Genomic DNA, 24,352 nt, shown 5'->3' with positions numbered 1-24,352 from the left:
TCACCGTCGCTGAAAAGGCGCGCCCATGCTTGCCTGCCCGCCGCCGACCCTGGCAACCTGGATTGCTATGCAGGCAAGCACTGACGACGGCGGTGTAGACCTGCGGGTGCGGCGTCGGCTGCGTGAGCTGCGCACCCAGCAGGGGCTGACCCTGGAGGACGTGGCGACCCGCGCGCGCATCGACGTCTCGACGTTGAGCCGGCTGGAATCGGGCAAGCGACGCCTGGCGCTGGATCACCTGCCCCGGCTGGCCGAGGCCCTGTCGGTCAGCACCGATGAGTTGCTGCGCGCCCCGCAGCACCAGGATCCGCGGGTGCGGGGCGCCTCGCACACACACCACGGCATCACCTATTGGCCGCTGACTCGGCACGGGCCGGCCGGGGGTCTGCATGCCTTCAAGATCCGGGTCGGTGTACGCCGCCGACGCCCGGCCGAGCTGCCGGTGCACGAGGGCCACGAGTGGATGTACGTGCTGTCCGGCCGGCTCCGGTTGGTGCTCGGTGACGACGATTTCCTGATCGGGCCCGGTGAAGCGGTCGAGTTCTCCACCTGGACACCGCATTGGTTCGGCGCGGTCGACGGCCCGGCCGAGGCCATCGTGATCTTCGGAACCCACGGTGAACGCGTGCACCTGCACGATTGACGCGCGCGATGCGCGACTACAGGGACTACAGGTAGGCGGTCTGATTCACCAGGCGCACCGACGCGGGCCCGTCGCCGTAGAACTCGGCGATGCTCAGCGACGCCAAGTCCAGGTGCAGCCGGTACAAGATGGCCGGGCCGGCGTCCAGCGCCAGGCGCAGCACGGTCTTGATCGGCGTCACATGCGACACCACCAGCACGGTGCTGCCGCTGTGGTCAGCGACGATCCGGTCGCGCGCGGCCAGCACCCGCTGCTGCACGGCGTCGAAGCTCTCCCCGTCGGGGGGCTGCGTGGAGGTGTCCTTCAGCCAGCGCCGGTGCAGGTCGGGATCGCGCTCGGCGGCCTCGGCGAAGGTCAGGCCCTCCCAGGCCCCGAAGTCGGTCTCGGTCAGGTCCTCATCGACGGTGACGTCCAACCGCAGCAGCTTCGCCGCCGCCTCGGCGGTGTCGCGGCAGCGCTGCAGCGGTGAGCTGATGACCGCCGCGATACCGCCGCGCTGGGCCAGGTAGCGCGCCGCCGCATCGGCCTGCTGCCGGCCGGTGTCGGTCAGTGGCGGGTTCCCGCGTCCGGAGTAGCGGCGGTGCACCGACAGCTCGGTCTGGCCGTGCCGCAGCAACAGCAGCCGAGTCGCCGTTCCCGTCGCGCCGGTCCAGCCGGGAGCCGTAGGCGCAGGAGCCTTCTCCGCCGGCGTCGTTGCGGGCCGGTCGATTCCGGCGGCGGCGTCCATGGCCTCGTTGGCCAACCGGTCCGCGTGGGAATTCTTCTCCCGCGGTATCCAGGTGTAGCGGACGTGGTCGAAGCCCGAGGCCAGCTCGCGCGCCTGCCGGTGCAACGGGATCAGGTCGGGATGTTTGACCTTCCACCGGCCGGCCATCTGTTCGACCACCAGCTTGGAGTCCATGAACACCGCCACCTCGGCGGCACCCAACCGGGCCGCTGCAGACAATCCCGCGACCAGGCCCCGGTATTCGGCGACGTTGTTGGTGGCAACGCCGATGGCCTCCTTGGCCTCGGCGAGCACCTCGGAGCGATCGGCGGACCACACCACCGCCCCGTAGCCGGCCGGGCCCGGGTTCCCCCGCGACCCGCCGTCGGCTTCAATGATCACCTTCATCGGCGACGCACTAACCGAAGTCCTTGACCCTCAGCAGGATCGCGTTGCACTCCGGGCAGCGCAGCACCTCCTCGGGCGCCGCTGCCGAGATCCGGGCCAGCTCACCGCGGTCGATCTCGATTCGGCAGGCGCCGCACTGGCCGCCCCGCAGCGGTCCCGCGCCGACCCCACCGGAAGCCCGCTGCCGCTCATAGAGCGCCAGCAGCTCGTCGTCGATCGTGGCGGCGAGCTCGTCGCGGCTCGCCGCGCGCTGCCCGCGGGTGGTCTCGATCTCGGCCAGGGCGGTGTCCACCGCCTCCTGCACCCGGGCCAAGTCGGCGGCCAGGCCTTCAAGCACGGTTGCTTCCGCGGTCGCCTGGGTCTGCAGTTGCTCGCGCTGCTCCATCAACTCCAGCAGCGAGTCCTCCAAGCTGGACTGACGCTTCTGCAGCGTCTCCAGCTCATGCTGCAGGTCGACGACCTGTTTGACGTTGGCCTGTCCCGAATCCAGCAGGGCACGATCACGGTCTTCACGCTGGCGCACCGCGTCGATCTCCGACTCGAAACGGCCGGCTTGGGCGTCCAAGTCCTCCAAGGCCAACTCCAGCGCGGCCAGCCGGTCAGCGGCCGCGGTGTGCTCAGCCTGGATCCGCTCGCGGTCCTGCCGCTCGGGAAGATGCCCGGCGCGGTGCGCAATCCGGGCCAGCTCGGCGTCCAGCTCCAGCAACTCCAGCAGCGAACGTTGTTGAGCTACAGCAGCCTTCATGACCGGTCTCCTTCATGCGCGAGATTCCAGGGGTCGGTGCGCAGCGTGCTGACACGCACCGGCAGCGTCGCACCGAAATGCGAGCGGAGTACGTCGGCGGCCTGCGCGCACCACGGGTATTCACTGGCCCAGTGGGCCACGTCGACCAGCGCCACCGCAGACCGCCGGGAATGCTCGTCCGCCGGATGGTGCCGCAAGTCCGCGGTGACGTAGACCTGCGCGTCGGCGGCCGCCGCGGCATCCAGCAGGGAATCTCCCGCGCCACCGCAGACCGCCACCCGCGAGACCGGCAAGTCGGGGTCTCCGCAGGCCCGCACCCCCCACGAGGTGGCCGGCAGGCCCGCGGCGACGCGGGCAACGAACGCGCTCAACGGCTCCGGGGTCGCCAGACTGCCGACCCGGCCGATTCCCACCCCGGCGGGCAGCGGCTGCACCGCGAAGATGTCGAACGCCGGCTCCTCGTAGGGATGGGCGGCCAGCAGCGCCGCGTGAATCGCCCCGCGTGCGCGCGCCGGGGCCACCACCTCGACGCGGTCCTCGGGGACGCGCTCCACCGCGCCCACCTGGCCGATCGTCGGCGTTGCACCGTCGCCGGGCAGGAACTGGCCGGTGCCCGGCACACTCCAACTGCACTGCGTGTAGTCACCGATACGGCCCGCGCCGGCCGCGAAGACCGCGGCGCGAACCGCCTCGGCGTGCTCGGCCGGGGTGTAGATCACCCATTTGTCGGTGTCGGCGGTCGGGCCGGCCGGCTCCAGCACGGACTCCACGGTCAGCCCGAGTGCTGCCGCGAGCGCGTCGGAGACCCCGGGCGCGGCCGCGTCGGCGTTGGTGTGGGCGGTGAACAGGGCGCGACCGGTCCGGATCAGCCGGTGCACCAGCGAACCCTTGGGGGTGCTGGCCGCCACGGTGTCCACCCCGCGCAGCAGCAGCGGGTGGTGGGCCAGCAGCAGGCCGCCGTCGGGAACCTCGTCGACCACCGCCGAGGTGGCGTCCACCGCGATCGTCACCGAGCTCACCAGGTCGTCGGGGTCACCGCAGACCAGCCCGACCGAGTCCCAGGAGTGGGCCAGCCCGGGCGGGTAGGCCGCATCCAGTACGTCAATGACGTCAGCCAGCCGCGCGGTCACACTGCAAGACAGTAGTGCGCCACCCGGCGAGCTCTCCGCGCACGTCGGGGACAATGGGACCGTGACGCGCACGAGCACCGCCGCCGCCGAATTGGTGATCTTCGACCTGGACGGCACCTTGACCGACTCCGCGGCCGGGATCGTCGCCAGCTTCCGGCACGCGCTGGACCACATCGGCGCACCGATTCCCGAGGGTGATCTGGCTGCCCGGCTCGTCGGCCCGCCGATGCACCACACCCTGGCGGCGATGGGCCTCGGCGAGCAGACCGAGGCCGCGGTCGCCGCCTACCGTGCCGACTACACCAGCCGCGGGTGGCAGATGAACACCATGTTCGACGGCGTCGCCGCGCTGCTGAGCGACCTGCGGGCCGCCGGGGTCCGGTTGGCCGTGGCCACCTCCAAGGTCGAGCCGACCGCGCGCAAGATCCTCGCGCATTTCGGGCTCGACGGTTATTTCGAGGTGGTTGCCGGTGCCAGTGTCGACGGCGCCCGGGCCGCCAAGTCCGACGTGGTGGCCCATGCCCTGGATCAGCTGGCGCCGCTGCCGCAGCGCGTCCTGATGGTGGGCGACCGGCGTCATGATGTGGACGGTGCGGCCGCGCACGGGATCGACACGGTGCTGGTCGGTTGGGGCTACGGTCAGTCCGACTATGCGGACATCGCCGATACCGAATTCGCCGACGGTCCCGTTGCCCACGTGCAGACCGTCACCGAACTACGGGAGGTGCTCGGTGTCTGACCCGATGCTGCATGTCACGTTCGTCTGCACCGGCAACATCTGCCGCTCGCCGATGGCCGAGAAGATGTTCGCCCACCAGCTCGCGCAGCGCGGACTGAGCGGCACCGTGCGGGTGACCAGCGCCGGAACCGCGGACTGGCATGTCGGCAAGGGCGCCGACGAACGCACCAATCGGGTGCTGCGCGACAACGGTTATCCGGTGGAGCATCGCGCCGCCCAGGTCGGGCCCGAGCACGAGGCCGCGGACCTGGTGGTGGCGCTGGGACGCAACCACGTCGGGCTGCTGCAGGGGCTGGGCATTCCGGCCGAGCGGATCCGGATGCTGCGGTCCTTCGACCCGCGTTCGGGTGCGGCCGTACCGGACGTCGACGATCCCTACTACGGCGGTCATGACGATTTCGTGCGGGCCTTCACCGTCATCGCGGCCGCGCTACCGGGACTGCATGCCTGGGTAGACGGGCAGCTGGCGTTGGGCGAGAGCGGCTGATGCGACGCCTGGCCTTCCTGCTGCGCCCGAGCTGGCTGGCCCTGGCGGCGGTGGTGCTGGGCTTCGCCTACCTGTGCTTCACCGTGCTGGCGCCGTGGCAGCTGGGCAAGAACACCACCACTTCCCGGGCGAACAGCCAACTCGAACACGCACTGACCGCCGAACCCGTACCGGTGACCACGCTGCTACCGCATCAGGATTCGTCGGCGCCGGACGAGCAGTGGCGGCCGGTGACCGCCACCGGGCACTACCTGGCCGAGGCGCAGGTGCTGGTGCGACTGCGGGTCATCGACGGAGTGCCGGCGATGGAGGTCCTGACGCCGTTCGCGGTCAAAGGCGGGCCGACCGTGCTGGTGAACCGCGGCTACGTGCGTACCGACGACGGCGGCTCGCGGGTGCCGGAGATCCCTGCGCCACCGGATTCCGAGGTCACCATCACCGCGCGGTTGCGTGACTCGCAAGGCGCCATTGAAGGCAAGAACCCCTTCACCGAGAACGGTTTTCGGCAGGTGTACTCGATCAACACCGAGCAGGTCGCGGCGACGACCGGCGTTCCGCTGACCGGGTCCTATCTGCAGCTCGTCGAGGACCAGCCCGGCGGTTTGGGTGTGATCGCGCTGCCACGCCGGGATGCCGGGCCGTTCCTGTCCTACGGGATTCAGTGGATCGCATTCGGGATCCTGGCACCAATAGGTTTGGGGTACTTCGCGTTCGCCGAGCTGCGGGCCCGGCGGGAGGAGCGCGCCGCGACGCAGGATCAGGCCGATGCCGATGAGCCCGCGCCGCCGATGACCGTCGAGCAGAAGCTCGCCGACCGATACGGCCGGCGACGGTAGACCGCCGACCGCGCTATGCCATCCTGGGGCGATGGTGAACATCTCGGGTGTCGGGATCTGGAGTGCGCCGCTGCGCTACGGCGATCAGGGCGAGGCCGCCGAAGCGGCCGCCGAATTGGAGGAACTGGGCTTCGGCGCGCTGTGGATCCCGGATGTCGGTGGTCCGGTGTTCGACGCGGTGGGCAACCTGTTGGCGGCCACCCGCCGCGCGGTCATCGCCACCGGCATCCTGAACCTGTGGATGCACAGCCCGGCCGACGTCGCGGCGTCCTACGCAGCGCTGAGTGCGGCACACGGTGATCGGTTCCTGCTCGGTATCGGTGTCAGCCATGCACCGCTGATCGACGCCGGGGATCCCGGGCGATACCGCCGGCCGCTGCGCGCCATGAGCGAGTTTCTCGACGGGCTCGACGCTGCCGAGGCGCCCGTGCCGGTCGAGTCGCGGGTGCTCGCGGCATTGGGCCCGAAGATGCTCGACTTGGCCGCCGCCCGTAGCCGCGGCGCCCACCCGTACCTGACCACGCCTGCGCACACTCGGTTTGCCCGCGAGCAGCTGGGCGAGGGACCGTTGCTGCTGCCCGAGCAGACCGCCATCTTGTGCGCCAGCCGCGAGGAGGCGCGCGCGATCGGCACCAAGTGGCTGGGCTCCTACCTGGCGCTGCCCAACTACGCCAACAACCTGCTGCGGTCGGGATTCACCGAGGATGACATCGCCGGCGTCAGCGACCGGTTGTTCGACGCGATCATCGCCTGGGGAACCCCGGAGGCCGTGACCAGCCGGGTCGCCGAGCACCGGGCCGCCGGCGCGGACCACGTCTGCGTCCAGCTGCTGGATGCCGACCCGCGCGCCTTCCCGCGGGAGCAGTGGCGGCAGCTGGCCGCCGCGCTGCGCTGATCTCAGCCGACGGAACGCTCTGCGCCGGACCAGAACTGGGCGCGCACCGCCTTCTTGTCCGGCTTGCCCAGCGCGGTCACCGGCACCGATTCGGCGACGACCACCTGCTTGGGCGACTGAACCGAACCCTTGCGTTCTTTGACCGCGGATTGGATCTCGGCGGTCATGGTGGCCACCGCGGCGGCATCGCTGGCGACACCCGGGCGCAGCACCACCACTGCGGTCACGGCCTCGCCCCATTTCTCGTCGGGGGTGCCGATCACGCACACCTGGGCCACCGACGGGTGCTCGGCGATGACGTCCTCGACCTCGCGGGGGAACACGTTGAAACCGCCGGTGACGATCATGTCCTTGGTGCGGTCCACGATGTAGTAGAAGCCGTCTTCGTCCTCGCGGGCCAGGTCGCCGGTGTGCATCCAGCCGTCCTTGAAGGTGTCGGCGGTGGCCTCCGGAAGCTTCCAGTAGCCACCCGACAGCAGGGGCCCGGACACGCAGATCTCGCCGACCTCACCCTGGGGCACCGGGTTGCCGTCGTCGCCCAGCAGCGCCACCCGGGCGAACAGCGTCGGGCGACCGCATGAGGTGAGCCGCTTCTGGTCGTGGTCGCCCTTGGCCAGGTAGGTGATCACCATCGGCGCCTCGGACTGGCCGTAGTACTGGGCGAAGATCGGGCCGAACCGGTCGATGGCCTCCTGGAGCCGGACCGGGTTCATCGCCGAGGCGCCGTAGTACACCGTCTCCAGCGACGACAGGTCGCGGGTGTGCGAGTCCGGGTGATCCATGAGCGCGTAGATCATCGACGGCACCAGCATGGTGGCGGTGATCTTCTGCTCCTCGATCACCCGCAGCACCTCGGCCGGGTCGAATTTGGTCAACACCACCAGCTGACCGCCCTTGACGATGGTCGGCACGAAAAATGCTGCGCCGGCGTGCGACAGCGGGGTGCACATCAGGAACTTCGGCGCCTCCGGCCACTCCCACTCGGCGAGCTGAATGGTCGTCATCGCGGTGATGGACCCGACGGTGCCGATGACGCCCTTCGGCTTGCCGGTGGTGCCGCCGGTGTAGGTGAGGCTGCCGATGTGATCTGCGGCCAGGTCGGGAACCACCAGCGGCTTCGGCTCGTACTTGGCCGCCTCGGCAGCCAGGTCGACGGCCTTGCCTTCGAGCTCCGGTGGCACCGGCCCGATGGTCAGCACCTGGCGCAACGTCGGCACCTTCTCGAGCAGGCCGAGCGCACGTTCCACGAAGGCCGGGGTGGGATCGATGACCAGCGTGTCGACCTCGGCGTCGGCCAGCACGTAGGCGTGGTCGTCCAGCGAACCCAGCGGGTGCAGTGCGGTGCGCCGGTGGCCCTGGATCTGCCCGGCGCCGATGATCATCAACACCTCGGGGCGGTTCAGCGACAGTAAGCCGAACATGTCGGCCCCGAGTGACTCGAAGGCCTGGATGTACTGGCTGATGCGCTCGGCGAGCTGGCCGCCGGTCAGCGTGGTGTCGCCGAGGAACAGCACCGGCTTGTCCTGGTTGCGCTTCAGCGCACCGGCGGTGAGATGCCCGGAATGAATGGGCTGGCGCATGGACTGCGTCGACATCGGGCTACCTCCACTAGTGCGCTGACGGCCTGCCCGCTGGACACTACCGACCGCCTCATCCGTCCCTGGGACGAGCCGAGGGTTGACACCTCCCGGCCCCCAAGATCTACTATTTGCGTATGCATGCAGGTAATGGTCCAGCGGATCGGTTGCCGGAGGATCAAGTCGGCCTGATCGTCGAGGTGTTCCGGATGTTGGCTGACGCCACCCGGGTACAGGTGCTGTGGGCACTGACCAGCCGGGAAATGTCGGTCAACGAACTCGCCGAACATGTCGGCAAGCCGGCGCCATCGGTGTCACAACACCTGGCGAAGCTGCGGATGGCGCGGCTGGTGCGCACCCGCCGCGAGGGCACCACGATCTTCTACAGCATGGAGAACGAGCACGTCTGCCAGTTGGTCACCGACGCCGTCTTCAACGCCGAGCATGCCGGCCCGGGGGTGCCGCCGCACCACCGCGCCGCCCAGAACCTCCCGGCCGCTGCCGGAGAGGCGCTGCCCGAATTTCGGCAGCGCGCCATCGAACAAGGGAGATGAGCCACCCATGTCGCACCACAACCATGAGCACGACGCGCCGCATGCGCACGAGCACACCCATGGCGGCCTGACGCACACCCACGTGCACGACACTCACGAGCACGACCATGTCGACCATGAGCATGAGCACACTCACGAAGACGGGACCGTGCACAGCCATCCGCACGCTCATCAGGTGGGCCTGGAGCATGCGGGTCACGCGCATTCGCACTGAGCAGGAGTCTTAGCGCCGCCCGCCCGGTCAGGCCGACAGCACAATCAGCAGGGCGATGACGCCGATCAGCACCAGCAGGGCCGCCCACAACACAGCACGCACGCCTGCCGGCTTCGCAGAACGGCCCGATGGCGTCAGCTGCGGGCTGGTCGACGGCGGTACTCCCCATTGGCCGGTCGGGGCCCGGTCGGGCGGAACGGGGGGTGACGGCCGGGTGGGTTCGTCCGGTGTCGGAAAGGTTGACATGCCTACCGCATTGACGATCTACCGCGGTGTCAAACAACTGGTGGGCGCGGACGGTATCGAACCGCCGACCGCTGGTGTGTAAAACCAGAGCTCTACCACTGAGCTACGCGCCCCTGCCTCGGGCAGGTTACCCGGATGGTGCCGGGCTCCCAAAACCGCGAGATCGGACTGACGCAGCAGAAGTTCGAGTGGATCTCTGCGTGAGCCCGATTTCGCGGCAACGGGTCAGGACTTCAGGGCGCCCAGGGCGTCGAGCCAGAGCTGCTGGTCGCGCGCCTCGCCGGGCTGCTTCATCTCGGCGAACCGAATGATGCCGGACTTGTCGATGACGAACGTCCCGCGGTTCGGAAAGCCGGTGTCGGAGTTGAACACCCCGTATTCCTCGCTCACGGCGCCGTGCGGCCAGAAATCCGAGAGCACCGGGAACAGAAACCCGCTCTCGGTCGCCCAGATCTTGTGGGTGGGCGGCGGCCCCACCGAGATCGCCAGCGCCGCGCTGTCGTCATTGACGTAGCTGGGCAGGTGGTCGCGCAGCTGACCCAGCTCGCCCTGGCAGATTCCGGTGAAGGCCAGCGGGAAGAACACCAAAAGAACGTTCTTGTCGCCCCGGAAGCTGCTCAGCGTCACCGGCTGCTGGTTCTGGTCCTTGAGGGTGAAGTCAGGAGCCTCGGCACCGACTTGCAGCATCAACGCTTCCCCGCGCGGGACTTGGGCTGCACCAGGCGACTGGCGCTCCAGTCACCCAGGTTGACCGACGACGTCGGCATCAGGCCGGCGGTCGGCGCCGCTTCGGCGATCTCGGCGGGCTGTACATGCCCGGATCGGCCTGTCTTGGGCGTCAATACCCAGATCACGCCGTCGTCGGCCAAGGCGGTGATCGCATCCATCAGGGTGTCCACCAGGTCACCGTCGCCATCGCGCCACCACAGCAGCACGACGTCCACCACCTCGTCGGTGTCCTCGTCGAGCAGTTCGCTGCCGGCGGCCTCTTCGACGTCGGCCCGGATGTCGTCGTCGGCGTCCTCGTCCCAGCCGAACTCCTGGACCAACTGCTTGCTCTCGATGCCCAGTTTGCGGGCGAAGTTCGGGGCGTTATCCGCCGCGACCACCGTGCGACCTCCTTCGATCGTCAGCGCTGCGTGTGATGTGAATCATCGTTGCACAGCTCACCGTGCTGGGCGGGACCAGCGGGCTCAGAAGGCTTTGCACAGCTGCATCCCCTTGTCCCGGGCCCGGTTGAGTTCATCCTTGCGGGCGTTGTACACCGATACCGGCGCCTTGGATGAAATCGCGGTCGCGACGCCGCGCGCGGCCTGCGCGTAGGTGTTGAACGCGTCGGTCAGCTCCTGCGACAGCTTCTCGTTGATCGCCGCGATCACCTCGTCGGCACTGTGGTTGAGCGCCTCCACCGCCGGCCCGGCGGTGCCGGAGATGTCGCCGCCGTTGTTGAACGCCTCCACGTACTTGTTCACCACGTCGACGGCGTCGCTGCTGCTCGAGGCGAACCGGCCGCACGCGCCGCGGACCGCCTGGGTCGTCATCGACTGCTGGCGCTGGGTCTCCCGGATGCTCGAGGTGGCCTCCGAAGCCGACACCGACGCCGACACCGAGGAGCGGTAGGCCGGGGCTTCGGAGGTGTCGGCTTGCGGGTTGCCGCCGATGATGCTGGTACAGCCGACGACACCCATCGCCAACGCCGCAACCACACCGGCCACCGACGCGCCTACCCGAGCGTGTCGCCGCGTCTGGGCGCGCGAGGCAGTCAGCCGTCGGGTCAGCACAACTTCAAACGTTACCGCGTACCCGCCACCAGGCCGAGATCAGCCCACCCCGCGGCACTCGCCCACCGCCGCTCGGGTGTCCGGTGGGGCACGATAGAAAAGACGGGACCGGCGAATCGATCGGTCGGTGTCATCCTGGCCACAAGCCGGGAGGCACGTCATGACCTCCGAACCAAGGAGCAATGCGTTGACCACTGAGGCCGCACATCAGGATCTGGCCAAAAAGCCAAGCAGCACAGGAGAATCCGACCGGGTCCGGGTGATCCGCGAGGGGGTGGCGTCCTACCTTCCCGACATCGACTCCGACGAGACCTCCGAGTGGCTGGAGTCCTTCGACGAACTGCTGGCCCGGTCCGGCCCGGCCCGCGCCCGCTACCTGATGCTGCGACTGCTCGAACGCGCCGGAGAGCAGCGGGTCGCGATCCCGGCGCTCACCTCCACCGACTATGTCAACACCATCCCGACCGAACTGGAACCCTGGTTCCCCGGCGACGAGGAAACCGAACGCCGCTACCGCAGCTGGATCCGCTGGAACGCCGCGGTGATGGTGCACCGCGCGCAACGCCCGGGGGTCGGCGTCGGCGGCCACATCTCGACCTACGCGTCGTCGTCGACGCTGTATGAGGTCGGGTTCAACCACTTCTTCCGCGGCAAGGACCACCCCGGCGGCGGCGACCAGGTGTTCATCCAGGGCCACGCCTCCCCCGGCATCTACGCGCGCGCCTTCCTCGAGGGCCGGCTGAGCACCCATGATCTCGACGGCTTCCGCCAGGAGCACAGCCACCCGGGCGGTGGCCTGCCGTCCTACCCGCACCCGCGGCTGATGCCCGACTTCTGGGAGTTCCCCACGGTGTCGATGGGCCTGGGCCCGATGAACGCCATCTACCAGGCGCGGTTCAACCACTACCTGCATGACCGGGGCATCAAAGACACCTCCGATCAGCACGTGTGGTGCTTCTTGGGCGACGGCGAGATGGACGAGCCGGAGAGCCGCGGGCTGCTGCACGTCGGCGCGCTGGAAGGCCTGGACAACCTGACCTTCGTGGTCAACTGCAACCTGCAGCGCCTGGACGGCCCGGTGCGCGGCAACGGCAAGATCATCCAGGAGCTGGAATCGTTCTTCCGCGGCGCGGGCTGGAACGTGATCAAGGTGGTGTGGGGCCGCGAGTGGGATGCGCTGCTGCACGCCGACCGGGACGGCGCCCTGGTCAACCTGATGAACGTCACTCCCGACGGCGACTACCAGACCTACAAGGCCAACGACGGCGGCTACGTGCGGGAGCACTTCTTCGGCCGCGACCCGCGCACCAAGGCGCTCGTTGAGAATCTGTCCGACCAGGACATCTGGCACCTCAAGCGCGGCGGGCACGACTACCGCAAAGTCCACGCCGCCTACCGCGCCGCCGTCGAGCACAAGGGCCAGCCCACCGTCATCCTGGCCAAGACCATCAAGGGCTACAGCCTGGGCAGCTACTTCGCCGGCCGTAACGCCACCCACCAGATGAAGAAGTTCCGGCTGCAAGACCTCAAGGACTTCCGCGACGAGATGCGGATTCCGATCCCGGACTCCGAACTCGAAGAAAACCCGTACCTGCCGCCCTACTACCACCCCGGCGAAAACGCCCCCGAGATCCGCTACCTGCTGGATCGCCGGCGCGCCCTGGGCGGCTTCGTGCCGGGCCGCCGCACCCAGGCCAAAACGGTGGAGCTGCCGGGCTCCGATGCCTATGCCGCGGTCAAGAAGGGATCGGGCACCCAGGAAGTCGCCACCACCATGGCCACCGTGCGGGTGTTCAAAGAGTTGTTGCGGGACAAGCAGTTAGGTCCGCGTCTGGTGCCGATCATCCCCGATGAGGCACGCACCTTCGGGATGGACTCGTGGTTCCCGTCGTTGAAGATCTACAACCGCAACGGCCAGCTCTACACCTCTGTCGATGCCGACCTGATGCTGGCCTACAAGGAAAGCGAAGTCGGCCAGATCCTGCACGAGGGCATCAACGAAGCCGGCTCGACGGCCTCGTTCACCGCGGTCGGCACCTCCTATGCCACCCACGACGAGCCGATGGTGCCGATCTACATCTTCTATTCGATGTTCGGCTTCCAGCGCACCGGCGACGGCCTGTGGGCGGCCGCCGATCAGATGGCGCGCGGTTTCGTCCTGGGGGCCACCGCGGGACGCACCACGCTGACCGGTGAGGGGCTGCAGCACGCCGACGGGCACTCGCTGTTGTTGGCGTCCACCAACCCGGCGGTGGTGTCCTACGATCCCGCGTTCGCCTACGAAGTCGCCCACATCATCGAAAGCGGTCTGCACCGCATGTACGGCCCAACCCCGGAGAACGTGTACTTCTACGTCACGCTCTACAACGAGCCCTACGTGCAGCCGGCCGAGCCCGAGGGCTTCGACCCCGACGGGCTGCTGCGCGGCATCTACCGCTTCCGCAAAGCTCCCGAACCCCGGTCGAACACCGCGCAGATCCTGGCCTCGGGGGTGGCGGTGCCCGAGGCGCTGCGTGCCGCCGACCTGTTGTCCGCCGACTGGGATGTGGCCGCCGACGTCTGGTCGGTGACCAGCTGGGGTGAGCTCAACCGCGACGGTGTGGCCATCGAGCGCGAGCGGCTGCGGCACCCGGAGCGTCCGGCCGCGGTGCCGTATGTGACGCAGGCCCTGGCGGACGCCACCGGCCCGGTCGTGGCGGTGTCGGACTGGATGCGTGCGGTGCCCGAGCAGATCCGGCCCTGGGTGCCCGGCAACTACGTCACCCTGGGCACCGACGGTTTCGGGTTCTCCGACACCCGTCCGGCCGCGCGGCGCTACTTCAACACCGACGCCGAGTCGGTGGTGGTGGCGGTGCTGGCGGCGCTGGCCCGCGACGGCGCCATCGACGCGTCCGTCGCGGTGACCGCGGCCACGCAGTACCAGATCGACGACGTGCTGGCCGCCCCCGAGCAGACGTCGGATTCCGGCGTGGCCTAGCGGTCTTGTGGGTTCCAGCCAGAAAAAGGGCGTAGCTTTTAGGGATGGTTGACAACCCGGCGGGCCCCGTCCTGCCGCGCTCCACGCTGGACCTGCTGAGCACCGTCCCGGACACCCTGCTGCGCCGGCTCAAGCACTACTCGGGCCGGCTGGCCACCGAGGCGGTGTCGATGATGGGTGACCGGTTGCCCTTCTTCGCCGACCTGGAGGCCTCCCAGCGCGCCAGCGTGGCCCTGGTGGTGCAGACCGCGGTGGTCAACTTCGCCGAGTGGATGCACGACCCGCACGGCAACGTCAGCCACACCGCGCAGGCCTTCGAGTTGGTGCCCCAGGACCTGACCCGCCACATCGCGCTGCGGCACACCGTGGACATGGTGCGGGTCACCATGGAGTTCTTCGAGGAAGTGGTGCCGCTGCTGGCCCGCTCCGAGGAGCAGGTGACCGCGCTGACGGTGGGCATCCTCAAGTACAGCCGGGATCTGGCGTTCACCGCAGCCTCCGCCTACGCCGACGCCGCCGAGGCCCGGGGCACCTGGGACTCCCGGATGGAGGCCAGCGTGGTGGACGCCGTGGTACGCGGCGACACCGGTCCGGAGTTGTTGAGCCGCGCGGCCGCGCTGAACTGGGACACCACCGCCCCGGCCACGGTCGTGGTGGGCACCGCACCACCCGGCCCGGATGCCTTCGCCGGCCAGAAAGCCAGCCAGGACATCCGCGACGTGGCCGAACGCCATGGCCGGGCGGCGCTGACCGACGTGCACGGCACCTGGCTGGTGGCTATCGTGTCCGGTCCGCTGGCGCCCACTCAGAAGTTCTTGGCCGACCTGCTCGGCGCGTTCTCCGACGGTCCGGTGGTGATCGGACCGACGGCTCCCACCTTGACCGCCGCCTATCACAGTGCCAGCGAGGCGATCTCGGGGATGAACGCCGTGGTGGGCTGGACCGGGGCGCCGCGACCGGTGCTGGCTCGTGAACTGTTGCCGGAGCGGGCACTGATCGGGGATGCGTCGGCGATCGCGGCCCTGCACACCGACGTGATGCGGCCGCTGGCCGAGGCCGGCCCCACGCTCACCGAGACACTCGACGCCTATTTGGACTGTGGCGGCGCGATCGAGGCCTGCGCCCGCAAGTTGTTCGTTCATCCAAACACCGTCCGTTACCGGCTCAAGCGGATCGCCGACTTCACCGGACGCGATCCGGCCGTGCCGCGCGACGCCTATGTCCTGCGGGTAGCCGCCACGGTCGGGCGGCTGGCCAACCAAGCGCAGCACGCGAGTTTCAGCAATGCAGAGGCGGCCTACGCCAGGCCACAGGTGGGCGTCCGCGGTCCCGACGAACCTCAGGTCAGCACAGCGGGATGACCCACCGAGGCGTGCTGCGGGCACGTACCGATGCGCACCAACGGCGGACAGTTGTCGCAGTTCGGTATCGAACACGTCGCATGGAACGGCAGGTTTGTAGGGTCTCCACAAAAACATAAGACAATGTTCATAATCTAGGACATCCTGCAAACCGCGCTTCACAATGTTCTCTTAAAGACGTGATTGCGTTGCTCGCTCCCGGACAGGGATCGCAGACCCCCGGCATGCTGTCGCCGTGGCTTGAGGCGCCCGGCGCCGATGCCGCGCGCGAGCAGTTGGCCGCCTGGTCGGAGGTCAGTGGCCTGGACCTGATCACGCTGGGCACCACCGCGACCGCCGAGGAGATCACCGACACGGCGGTCACGCAGCCGCTGGTGGTGGCGGCGACCCTGCTGGCCTACGCCGAGCTGGTCAAGCGGCGCAACGGCGCGGTGAGCGGCAGCGATGTCATCGTGGCCGGCCATTCCGTCGGTGAGATCGCCGCCTACGCGATCGCGGGCGTCATCTCCCCCGACGACGCCGTCATGCTGGCCGCCACCCGCGGTCGTGAGATGGCGAAGGCCTGCGCACTTGAGCCGACCGGCATGGCTGCGGTGCTCGGCGGCGACGAGGCCGAGGTGCTGACCCGCCTCGAGCAGCTCGACCTGACCCCGGCCAACCGCAACGCCGTCGGCCAGATCGTGGCGGCCGGCCCGCTGCCGGCGCTGGACAAGCTCGCCGAAGACCCGCCCGCCAAGGCCCGGGTCCGCAAGCTGGCCACCGCCGGGGCGTTCCACACCCAGTACATGGCACCGGCGCTGGAGGCCTACGCCGCCGCCGTCGAGCAGGTCAAGGCCGCCGGAGTTTCGGAACCGACCGCTACCCTGTTGTCCAACCGCGACGGTCAGCCGGTGACGTCGGCGGCCCAGGCGCTGGAGTACCTGGTCGCGCAGCTGACCCGGCCGGTGCGCTGGGACCTGTGCACCGAGACGCTCCGCGCCCGCGAGGTCACGGCGATCGTGGAGTTCCCGCCCGCCGGCACCCTGGCCGGCATCGCGAAACGCGAACTTCGGGGGACCCCGACGCACGCCGTCAAGTCCCCCGCGGATCTGGACGGGCTGCCCGAGTTCTAACCCGTTTCAAGCCCGCTCCAACCCTGCACAACCAGATACGCAGTAATCAGCCCGCACACCCCGTGCGGATCCAACCGAAGGGAAACACAGTGCCTGCTAGTCAGGAAGAAATCATCGCCGGTCTCGCCGAGATCATCGAAGAGGTGACCGGTATCGAGCCGAGCGAGGTCACCGTCGAGAAGTCCTTCGTCGACGACCTGGACATCGACTCGCTGTCGATGGTGGAGATCGCCGTTCAGACCGAAGACAAGTACGGCGTGAAGATCCCCGACGAGGACCTCGCGGGTCTGCGTACCGTCGGTGACGTGGTGGGCTACATCCAGAAGCTCGAGGCCGAGAACCCCGAGGCTGCCGCCGCGCTGCGCGAGAAGTTCGGTTCTGAGAGCTGATCGTGTCCTCCTCACTTTCGACGGCCAACGGCGGTTACCCCAGTGTGGTGGTAACCGCCGTTGAGGCCACGACTTCGATCGGTGCGGACATCGAGAGCACGTGGAAGGGCCTGCTGGCCGGCGAAAGCGGAATCCACGTCCTCGAAGACGAGTTCGTCACCAAATGGGACCTGCCGGTCAAGATCGGTGGGCATCTCAAGGACCCGGTCGACGACCACATGGGCCGCCTCGACATGCGTCGCATGTCCTATGTCCAGCGGATGGCCAAGCTGCTCAGCGGCCGACTCTGGGAGAACGCCGGTTCTCCCGAGGTCGACCAGGACCGGCTCGCCGTGGTGATCGGCACCGGCCTGGGCGGTGGCGAGAAGATCGTCGAGACCTACGACCTGATGAACGAGGGCGGCCCCCGCAAGGTGTCGCCGCTGGCCGTTCAGATGATCATGCCCAACGGCGCCGCCGCGGTGGTCGGCCTGCAGGTCGGCGCCCGTGCCGGGGTCATCACCCCGGTGTCGGCCTGCTCGTCGGGCTCGGAGGCGATCGCGCACGCGTGGCGTCAGATCGTCATGGGTGACGCCGACATGGTCGTCTGCGGTGGCGTCGAAGGCGGCATCGAGGCTCTGCCGATCGCGACGTTCTCGATGATGCGCGCGATGTCGACGCGCAACGACGACCCCGAGGGTGCGTCGCGGCCGTTCGACAAGGACCGGGACGGCTTCGTGTTCGGTGAGGCCGGCGCGATGATGATCATCGAGACCGAAGAGCACGCCAAGGCACGCGGCGCCAAGCCGCTGGCCCGGCTGATGGGCGCCGGAATCACCTCCGACGCCTACCACATGGTGGCTCCCGGCCCCGACGGCAAGCGGGCCGGCCGGGCGATGACGCGGTCGCTGGAGTTGGCGGGCCTGTCCGCCAAGGACGTCGACCACATCAACGCGCACGGAACTGCCACTCCGATCGGGGACACCGCCGAGGCGAACGCGATCCGGGAAGCCGGTTGCCAGCACGCCGCGGTGTACGCACCCAAGTCGGCGCTGGGCCACTCCATCGGGGCGGTCGGGGCGCTGGAGTCGGTGCTGACGGTGCTCTCGCTGCGTGACGGGGTCATCCCGCCGACGCTGAACTACGAGACGCCGGACCCGGAGATCGATCTGGACATCGTGGCGGGCGAGCCCCGCTACGGCGACTACAAGTACGCCATCAACAATTCATTCGGGTTCGGTGGGCACAACGTCGCGCTCGCCTTTGGGCGGTACTGACACCGGATCTCGAGAGAGGGAAGTTCGCAACAGCCATGTCAACGCTGGCAACGGGAAAGGGTCTCCCCAACGTCGTCGTCACCGGCTACGCCATGACGACGGCTTTGGCCGCGGACGGGGAGAACACCTGGAAGAAGCTGCTGGACGGCCAGAGCGGCATACGCAAGCTCACCGATTCGTTCGTCGAAGAGTATGACCTGCCGGTTCGCATCGGCGGGCATCTCGTCGAGAACCCGGAGTCATTCGACGAAGGGCTGAGCCGGACCGAGCTGCGTCGGCTTTCCTACTTGCAGAAGATGGCTTTGGTGCTGAGCCGGCGTGCCTGGGCGCACGCCGGCTCACCCGAAGTCGATACGCGGCGCCTCATGGTGTCGGTCGGCACCGGGATGGGCTCCAGCGAGGAGCTCGTCTGGGCCTATGACGGTATGCGCGAGCGCGGCCTCAAGGCGGTCTCGCCGTTGGTCGTGCAGAAGTACATGCCCAACGGAGCGGCCGCGGCCGTCGGACTGGACCGTCAGGCCAAGGCCGGGGTGATCACCCCGATCTCGGCCTGTGCCTCCGGTTCGGAGGGCATCGCGCATGCCTGGCAGCAGATCGTGCTCGGCGAAGCCGACATCGCGATCTGCGGTGGCGTGGAAACCCGGATCGAAGCGGTGCCGATCGCCGGGTTCGCCCAGATGCGCATCGTGCTGTCCACCACCAACGACGACCCGGAGGGCGCCTGCCGCCCGTTCGACCGCGACCGCAACGGGTTCGTGTTCGGCGAGGCCGGCGCGCTGATGGTGATTGAGACCGAGGAGCACGCCAAGGCGCGCGGGGCCAACATCCTCGCCCGGATCATGGGTGCCTCGATCACCTCGGACGGCTACCACATCGTCGCGCCGGACCCCGACGGCCAAAGCGCCGGTCGGGCGATGACGCGGGCGATCCAGATCGCCGACCTGACACCCGGCGACATCAGCCACGTCAATGCGCACGCCACCGGCACCTCGGTGGGTGACGTGGCAGAAGGCCACGCCATCAACCTCGCGTTGGGCCCGCACGGCGGCAACGCCGCGGTGTACGCGCCCAAGGCGGCGCTCGGCCACTCGGTCGGCGCGGTCGGCGCGGTGGAGTCCATCCTGACGGTGATGGCGCTGCGTGAACAGGTCATCCCACCGACGCGGAACCTGGAGAATCTCGACCCGGAGATCGACCTGGACGTGGTGGCCGGTGAGCCGCGGCCGGGCGACTACCAGTACGCGATCAACAACTCGTTCGGGTTCGGCGGGCACAACGTCGCGATCGTCTTCGGTCGGTACTGAAGGCCATAGACGGACCAGAAGCGAGACCCGCGATCAATCAACCAAGGAGAAGCGCGATGACGACTATTGCTCCCGAAACGGTGGGCGAATCGCTCGACCCGCGCGATCCCCTGCTGCGCCTGTCGACGTTCTTCGACGACGGCACCGTGGAGTTGCTGCACGAGCGTGACCGCTCCGGGGTGCTGGCCGCCGGCGGCACCGTCAACGGCGTACGCACCATCGCGTTCTGCACTGACGGCACCGTGATGGGCGGTGCGATGGGCATCGAGGGCTGCGATCACATCGTCAACGCCTACGACACCGCGATCGCCGAGCAGAGCCCGATCGTGGGCCTGTGGCACTCGGGGGGCGCCCGGTTGGCCGAGGGCGTGCGAGCCCTGCACGCGGTGGGCCGGGTGTTCGAGGCCATGATCCGGGCGTCCGGATTCGTCCCGCAGATCTCGGTGGTGGTCGGTTTCGCCGCCGGCGGCGCCGCCTACGGCCCGGCTCTGACCGACGTCATCGTGATGGCACCGGAGGGCCGGGTGTTCGTCACCGGCCCCGACGTGGTGCGCAGCGTCACCGGTGAGGACGTCGACATGGCCGCGCTGGGCGGCCCCGACACCCACCACAAGAAGTCCGGCGTGTGCCACATCGTCGCCGACGACGAGCTCGACGCCTACGAGCGGGGCCGCCGTCTGGTCGGGTTGTTCTGCCAGCAGGGCCATTTCGACCGCAACAAGGCCGAGGCGGGCGAGATCGACCTGCACGCGCTGCTGCCGGAGTCGGCGCGGCGCGCCTACGACGTGCACCCGCTGGTGAACGGGCTGCTCGACGCCGACGCACCCTTCGATGAGTTCCAGGCCAAGTGGGCGCCGTCGATGGTGGTCGGGCTGGGCCGGTTGTCGGGTCGCACCGTCGGGGTGCTGGCCAACAACCCGCTGCGGCTGGGCGGTTGCCTGAACTCCGAGAGCGCCGAGAAGGCGGCACGTTTCGTGCGGCTGTGCGACGCGTTCGGGATTCCGCTGATCGTGATCGTCGATGTGCCGGGCTACCTGCCCGGTGTCGGTCAGGAATGGGGCGGCGTGGTGCGCCGCGGCGCCAAGCTGCTGCACGCGTTCGGCGAGGCCACCGTCCCCCGCGTCACGCTGGTGACCCGCAAGACCTACGGCGGGGCTTACATCGCGATGAACTCGCGGTCGTTGGGCGCCACCAAGGTGTTCGCCTGGCCGGACGCCGAGGTCGCGGTGATGGGAGCCAAGGCCGCGGTCGGCATCCTGCACAAGAAGAAGCTGGCCGCCGCGCCCGATCACGAGCGGGACGCGCTGCACGAGGAGTTGGCCGCCGAGCACGAGCGGATCGCCGGCGGCGTGGACAGCGCCATCGACATCGGCGTGGTCGACGAGAAGATCGACCCCTCGCACACCCGCGGCAAGATCACCCAGGCACTGGCCGAGGCGCCCGCCCGTCGCGGCCGCCACAAGAACATCCCGCTGTAGCCCCGATATTTTCCGCGAGGGTGCGTGTCTGCACCCCGACCCGCCGCTGTCGGGCGCGCAACTGCGCACGCTCGGCAGCAGCCGGTTACGCCCGAACCAATGCGTCGCGCCCGGCTGTCGGATACAACTACACCTATGCCGTCCGCCGACGAAACGCCAGCAGCCGCACCGGATGGATCCGAGTCCGGAACTGACCAGCCCCGCGCAATGCTGCGGCGGCGCCAGGTACTGGGTGGCCTAGCCGCTCTGGGCGTGGGCGGCGCCGGCGTCTCGGCGCTGGCTGGCTGCGAAAGCAAGGGCAGCAGCGGTGACACTGCCGGCGCCCCGGGTTATGGCACCGGGATCAACGACGGGTTCGACGGGAAGATCGAACTCGACGTGCGGGATTCGCAGCCCGACTGGGGTCCGTTCGAGCTCAAACATGCCCCCCAGGGCGCGCCCAATGTGCTGGTGGTGCTCTACGACGACACCGGGATGGCGGCGTGGTCACCCTACGGCGGGGCGATCGACATGCCTGTCATGCAGCGCCTTGCCGACAACGGGCTGACGTATTCGCAATGGCACACCACGGCGCTGTGTTCACCGACCCGGTCGTGCGTCTTGACCGGCCGCAACCACCACGTGAACCGCTTCGCCTCGATCACCGAGGGATCCGACGGTTTCCCCGGTGCGGCGGCCCGGCTGCCCGCGCAATGCGCGACGCTCGGGCAGGTGCTGCAGGACAACGGGTACAGCACATTCTGGGTGGGCAAGAACCACAATGTGCCCGAGGAGGACGTCTCCAGTGGGGGCAGCAAATCGGAGTGGCCCCTGCAGAAGGGGTTCGACCGATTCTACGGGTTTCTCGGTGGTGAAACCAACCAGTGGTACCCGGATCTGGTGGAGGACAACAGGTTCATCGAACAGCCCTACAGCCCGGAAGACGGCTACCACCTGTCGAAAGACCTCGCCGACAACGCACTTCGCATGCTGCGCGACCAACGGTCCAGCAATCCGTCCAAACCCTGGTACATGTGGTTCTGCCCGGGCGCCAATCACGCCCCGCACCACAGCCCGACCGAATACGCCGAGAAATATCGCGGCAGGTTCGATGACGGCTACGAGGCGTACCGGGAGTGGGTGTTGGCCCGCATGGTCGACAAGGGCATCATGCCGCACGGCACCCGCCTGACGCCGCTGAACCCCCTTCCCGACGACGTCGCCGCGCCGATAGATGCTGTGCGGCCGTGGGATTCGCTCAACGCCGACGAGAAGCGCCTGTTCGCCCGGATGGCCGAGGTCTTCGCCGGGTTCTCCGAATACACCGACGCCCAAGTGGGCCGGATCGTCGACTACCTTGAGAACTCCGGCCAGTTGGACAACACGCTCATCTTCTACTGCGCCGACAACGGCGCCTCCGGCGAAGGCTCCCCGAACGGCTCGGTCAACGAGAACAAATTCTTCAACGGCTACCCCGACGAGCTGGCCGAGAATATGCGCTACCTCGACGTGCTGGGGACGCCCGACACCTACAACCACTATCCGACCGGCTGGGCGGCCGCGTTCTCCACACCGTTTCAGATGTTCAAACGCTACTCGCAGTTCTCCGGTGGCACCTGCGACCCCATGGTGATCCACTGGCCCGCAGGCATCAAGGCCAAAGGCCAAGTGCGCCATCAGTATCACCACGCCACCGACATCGTCCCGACCATCCTCGATGCGGCGGGAATCCCGATGCCGAAGGAGTACCGCGGCGTGAAGCAGTACCCGCTCAACGGGGTGTCGATGCGCTACAGCTTCGACTCCCCGGATGCGCCCACCGCCAAGAAGCGGCAGTACTACGCCATGCTGGGCACTCGCGGAATCTGGGAAGACGGCTGGAAGGCGGCGGCGCTGCACGCACCGATCAGCGGCACAAGCCACTTCGACCAGGACCGCTGGGAGCTCTACCACGTCGATGAGGATCGCTCTGAATCCACGAACGTCGCCGACAAGTATCCCGACAAACTCAAGGCGCTCATCGACGCGTGGTTCTCCGAGGCCAAGGACAACTACGTTCTGCCGCTCGACGACCGCACAGCCACCGAAATGATCGCCATCGACCGGCCGCATTTCGAACCACCGCGCGATCGCTACACCTACTACCCGGATACCGCGCCTGTCCCGGAAGGCGTGGCAGCCAATATCCGCGGTCGGTCGTACAAGATCGTCGCCAACGTCGATCTGGCCCGCGACGCCCAGGGGGTGCTCTTTGCCCATGGGTCCCGGTTCGGCGGGCACGCGCTGTTCATCAAGGACGGCAAGCTGCACTACGTGTACAACTTCCTCGGAATCAAGCCCGAACAGGAGTTCGTCTCACAGCGGCTAACCCCCGGCAAGCACACTCTCGGCATGGAGTTTGTCCGCAAAGAGTCCGGAAAATACGGTGAGTCGCTGGGTACCACAACGCTTTACGTTGACGGAAACGCCGTCGACAGCGGTCCGATGCGCGCTCAGGTGGGCAAGTTCACGCTCGCCGGCGACGGACTGTGTGTCGGGTACGACAGCGGCGACAACGTCTCCGGTCAATACCAGAACCCGGGGACCTTCACCGGCGGCAGCATCCAGGGCGTCATCATCGACGTCAGCCCGGAGGCCTTCATCGATCTGCAACGGGAAGCCGCCGCGGCACTCGCTCGCGACTGATCACCGCGTGGTGTAGCCGCCGTTGGCGAAGATGGTCTGCCCGGTGATCCAGTGCCCGCCGTCGAGCAGGAACACCACCAGCGGTGCGATGTCCTCGATCCGGGTCAGGCGGTTGCCCATCGCCTGCGACTTGTGGAACTCGACGCGCTCCGGGGTTTCCTGCGGGTAGAAGAACGGGGTGTCCATCGGCCCGGGCGCGACGCTGTTGACGCTGATGCCCCGGGTCCCGAACTCTTTGGCCGCTGCCCGGGTGAAGTGCTCCACCGGACTCTTGGAGCCCGCGTAGGTGGAATAGCCGTCGGTGAACGCCCCCAGCAGTGCGGTCACGATCGTCACCACCGAACCGTTGTCGGACAGGCGCTGGCCGGCCTGCTGCAAGAAGAAGTACGCGGACTTGGCGTTGATGTCGAACATCGAGTCGTACTCGGCTTCGGTGGTTTCCAGCATCGGCTTGCGCAGCACCTTGCCGACGGTGTTGACCGCGAAGTCCACCCCGCCGAACGCATCCACCGCGACGTCGAACAATGCGGTGACATTGGCCGGAACGGTCAGGTCGCCCTGCACCTTGATCGCCTTGGCGCCGGCGGCCTGCACCGCGGCGACGGTCTTGTCGGCGTCGGGCTCGGAGCTGTCGCTGTTGTAGTGCACCGCGACGTTGACGCCGTGCGAGGCCAGCGTGGTGCTGATCAGCCCGCCCAGGTTCTTGGCCCCGGCGGCCACCACCGCCGATTTCCCGGTCAAATCGCTCATGGAAAGTCCCCTTCTGCTGTCTCTGGCCACGAAACTAACCCGGCGACACACAAATGAGAAACAGCGTTATACGAGTTATCGACAAGAATTACTTGTGGCT

General features: G+C 68.2%; 24 protein-coding genes and 1 tRNA gene. 15 read left to right on the top strand and 10 right to left on the bottom strand.

Annotated features, from left to right (window positions below; genetic code table 11):
- Positions 1-67 precede the first annotated feature (67 nt).
- Positions 68-643 carry a type II toxin-antitoxin system RelB family anti-toxin gene (gene relB / locus K3U94_RS09180; RefSeq protein WP_220696290.1) on the top strand — a complete coding sequence of 192 codons (576 nt, stop codon included), beginning with the start codon at positions 68-70 and terminating at the stop codon, positions 641-643.
- A gap of 25 nt (positions 644-668) precedes the next feature.
- Here relB and K3U94_RS09175 read toward each other — a convergent pair whose 3' ends face one another.
- From K3U94_RS09175 to K3U94_RS09165, 3 genes are read right to left on the bottom strand one after another with little or no spacing between them, the layout of a single operon-like run.
- On the bottom strand, positions 669-1,757 hold the full coding sequence (locus K3U94_RS09175) for a bifunctional RNase H/acid phosphatase (RefSeq protein WP_220696289.1): 1,089 nt from the start codon (positions 1,755-1,757) through the stop codon (positions 669-671).
- 10 nt (positions 1,758-1,767) lie between these two features.
- Positions 1,768-2,502, bottom strand: coding sequence for a zinc ribbon domain-containing protein (locus tag K3U94_RS09170; protein WP_220696288.1), 735 nt, complete (start codon positions 2,500-2,502; stop codon positions 1,768-1,770).
- Positions 2,499-3,632 carry a Nif3-like dinuclear metal center hexameric protein gene (locus tag K3U94_RS09165; RefSeq protein WP_047319462.1) on the bottom strand — a complete coding sequence of 378 codons (1,134 nt, stop codon included), beginning with the start codon at positions 3,630-3,632 and terminating at the stop codon, positions 2,499-2,501. Before K3U94_RS09165 ends, K3U94_RS09170 begins: the two co-directional genes overlap by 4 nt.
- Before the next feature lie 61 nt (positions 3,633-3,693).
- Between K3U94_RS09165 and K3U94_RS09160 the strand changes: the two genes are divergently transcribed.
- The 4 genes from K3U94_RS09160 to K3U94_RS09145 are packed head-to-tail and all read left to right on the top strand — an operon-like array spanning position 3,694 to position 6,589.
- A complete protein-coding gene (locus tag K3U94_RS09160; protein WP_230987518.1) occupies positions 3,694-4,371 on the top strand; it encodes an HAD-IA family hydrolase in 678 nt (225 codons plus the stop codon).
- On the top strand, positions 4,364-4,858 hold the full coding sequence (locus K3U94_RS09155; RefSeq protein ID WP_167344279.1) for a low molecular weight protein-tyrosine-phosphatase: 495 nt from the start codon (positions 4,364-4,366) through the stop codon (positions 4,856-4,858). The genes K3U94_RS09160 and K3U94_RS09155 overlap by 8 nt, the downstream gene beginning before the upstream one ends.
- Entirely contained in the window at positions 4,858-5,694 is an 837-nt protein-coding gene (locus K3U94_RS09150) for an SURF1 family cytochrome oxidase biogenesis protein (RefSeq protein ID WP_220696286.1), read from the top strand. Before K3U94_RS09155 ends, K3U94_RS09150 begins: the two co-directional genes overlap by 1 nt.
- A 34-nt stretch (positions 5,695-5,728) precedes the next feature.
- Positions 5,729-6,589 (top strand): LLM class F420-dependent oxidoreductase, encoded by an 861-nt coding sequence (locus K3U94_RS09145; protein ID WP_220696736.1) that lies wholly within the window; start codon positions 5,729-5,731, stop codon positions 6,587-6,589.
- 2 nt (positions 6,590-6,591) lie between these two features.
- Here K3U94_RS09145 and fadD8 read toward each other — a convergent pair whose 3' ends face one another.
- A complete protein-coding gene (gene fadD8 / locus K3U94_RS09140) occupies positions 6,592-8,184 on the bottom strand; it encodes a fatty-acid--CoA ligase FadD8 (RefSeq protein ID WP_220696285.1) in 1,593 nt (530 codons plus the stop codon).
- A gap of 119 nt (positions 8,185-8,303) precedes the next feature.
- Between fadD8 and K3U94_RS09135 the strand changes: the two genes are divergently transcribed.
- Both K3U94_RS09135 and K3U94_RS09130 read left to right on the top strand, forming a co-directional pair.
- The gene (locus K3U94_RS09135) at positions 8,304-8,720 is read left to right on the top strand and encodes an ArsR/SmtB family transcription factor (RefSeq protein WP_230987517.1); all 417 of its coding nucleotides are present in this window, start codon (positions 8,304-8,306) and stop codon (positions 8,718-8,720) included.
- A 7-nt stretch (positions 8,721-8,727) separates the two neighbouring features.
- Entirely contained in the window at positions 8,728-8,934 is a 207-nt protein-coding gene (locus tag K3U94_RS09130; protein ID WP_220696284.1) for a zinc transporter Slc39a7, read from the top strand.
- 27 nt (positions 8,935-8,961) lie between these two features.
- On the opposite strand, the gene K3U94_RS09125 is transcribed toward K3U94_RS09130, so the two are convergent.
- From K3U94_RS09125 to K3U94_RS09105, 5 genes are all read right to left on the bottom strand, one after another.
- Entirely contained in the window at positions 8,962-9,180 is a 219-nt protein-coding gene (locus K3U94_RS09125) for a hypothetical protein (protein ID WP_220696283.1), read from the bottom strand.
- A gap of 38 nt (positions 9,181-9,218) precedes the next feature.
- Positions 9,219-9,293, bottom strand: a tRNA-Val gene (locus K3U94_RS09120).
- Between the two features lie 112 nt (positions 9,294-9,405).
- The gene (locus tag K3U94_RS09115; RefSeq protein ID WP_220696282.1) at positions 9,406-9,867 is read right to left on the bottom strand and encodes a peroxiredoxin; all 462 of its coding nucleotides are present in this window, start codon (positions 9,865-9,867) and stop codon (positions 9,406-9,408) included.
- Positions 9,867-10,289 carry a DUF3052 domain-containing protein gene (locus K3U94_RS09110; protein ID WP_047319470.1) on the bottom strand — a complete coding sequence of 141 codons (423 nt, stop codon included), beginning with the start codon at positions 10,287-10,289 and terminating at the stop codon, positions 9,867-9,869. Before K3U94_RS09110 ends, K3U94_RS09115 begins: the two co-directional genes overlap by 1 nt.
- Positions 10,290-10,373: 84 nt before the next feature.
- Entirely contained in the window at positions 10,374-10,895 is a 522-nt protein-coding gene (locus K3U94_RS09105; protein WP_230987515.1) for an Rv2240c family protein, read from the bottom strand.
- A 253-nt stretch (positions 10,896-11,148) separates the two neighbouring features.
- Here K3U94_RS09105 and aceE point away from each other — a divergent pair, with 253 nt between their 5' ends.
- From aceE to K3U94_RS09065, 8 genes are all read left to right on the top strand, one after another.
- On the top strand, positions 11,149-13,938 hold the full coding sequence (aceE, locus tag K3U94_RS09100; protein WP_220696281.1) for a pyruvate dehydrogenase (acetyl-transferring), homodimeric type: 2,790 nt from the start codon (positions 11,149-11,151) through the stop codon (positions 13,936-13,938).
- 44 nt (positions 13,939-13,982) lie between these two features.
- Complete coding sequence (locus K3U94_RS09095) at positions 13,983-15,299, top strand: PucR family transcriptional regulator (RefSeq protein WP_230987513.1); 1,317 nt, start codon at positions 13,983-13,985, stop codon at positions 15,297-15,299.
- 179 nt (positions 15,300-15,478) lie between these two features.
- Positions 15,479-16,411 carry an ACP S-malonyltransferase gene (locus tag K3U94_RS09090; protein WP_082134086.1) on the top strand — a complete coding sequence of 311 codons (933 nt, stop codon included), beginning with the start codon at positions 15,479-15,481 and terminating at the stop codon, positions 16,409-16,411.
- A gap of 89 nt (positions 16,412-16,500) precedes the next feature.
- Complete coding sequence (gene acpM / locus K3U94_RS09085; protein WP_024440584.1) at positions 16,501-16,800, top strand: meromycolate extension acyl carrier protein AcpM; 300 nt, start codon at positions 16,501-16,503, stop codon at positions 16,798-16,800.
- Between the two features lie 2 nt (positions 16,801-16,802).
- Positions 16,803-18,056, top strand: coding sequence for a 3-oxoacyl-ACP synthase KasA (kasA, locus tag K3U94_RS09080; RefSeq protein WP_047319473.1), 1,254 nt, complete (start codon positions 16,803-16,805; stop codon positions 18,054-18,056).
- A 35-nt stretch (positions 18,057-18,091) separates the two neighbouring features.
- Complete coding sequence (gene kasB / locus K3U94_RS09075) at positions 18,092-19,360, top strand: 3-oxoacyl-ACP synthase KasB (RefSeq protein ID WP_220696280.1); 1,269 nt, start codon at positions 18,092-18,094, stop codon at positions 19,358-19,360.
- Positions 19,361-19,416: 56 nt separating this feature from the next.
- Positions 19,417-20,838 carry an acyl-CoA carboxylase subunit beta gene (locus K3U94_RS09070; protein ID WP_047319475.1) on the top strand — a complete coding sequence of 474 codons (1,422 nt, stop codon included), beginning with the start codon at positions 19,417-19,419 and terminating at the stop codon, positions 20,836-20,838.
- A gap of 207 nt (positions 20,839-21,045) precedes the next feature.
- The gene (locus tag K3U94_RS09065) at positions 21,046-23,502 is read left to right on the top strand and encodes an arylsulfatase (RefSeq protein WP_220696734.1); all 2,457 of its coding nucleotides are present in this window, start codon (positions 21,046-21,048) and stop codon (positions 23,500-23,502) included.
- Here the strand turns inward: K3U94_RS09065 and K3U94_RS09060 are convergent, their stop codons facing one another.
- The gene (locus K3U94_RS09060; RefSeq protein WP_220696279.1) at positions 23,503-24,252 is read right to left on the bottom strand and encodes an SDR family oxidoreductase; all 750 of its coding nucleotides are present in this window, start codon (positions 24,250-24,252) and stop codon (positions 23,503-23,505) included.
- Positions 24,253-24,352 lie beyond the last annotated feature (100 nt).

The sequence above is a fragment of the Mycolicibacter heraklionensis genome, from assembly GCF_019645815.1.
Taxonomy (GTDB): domain Bacteria; phylum Actinomycetota; class Actinomycetes; order Mycobacteriales; family Mycobacteriaceae; genus Mycobacterium; species Mycobacterium heraklionense.
Note: the sequence above shows the minus strand (reverse complement) of the source record. Positions and strands in the feature narration are given on the sequence as shown.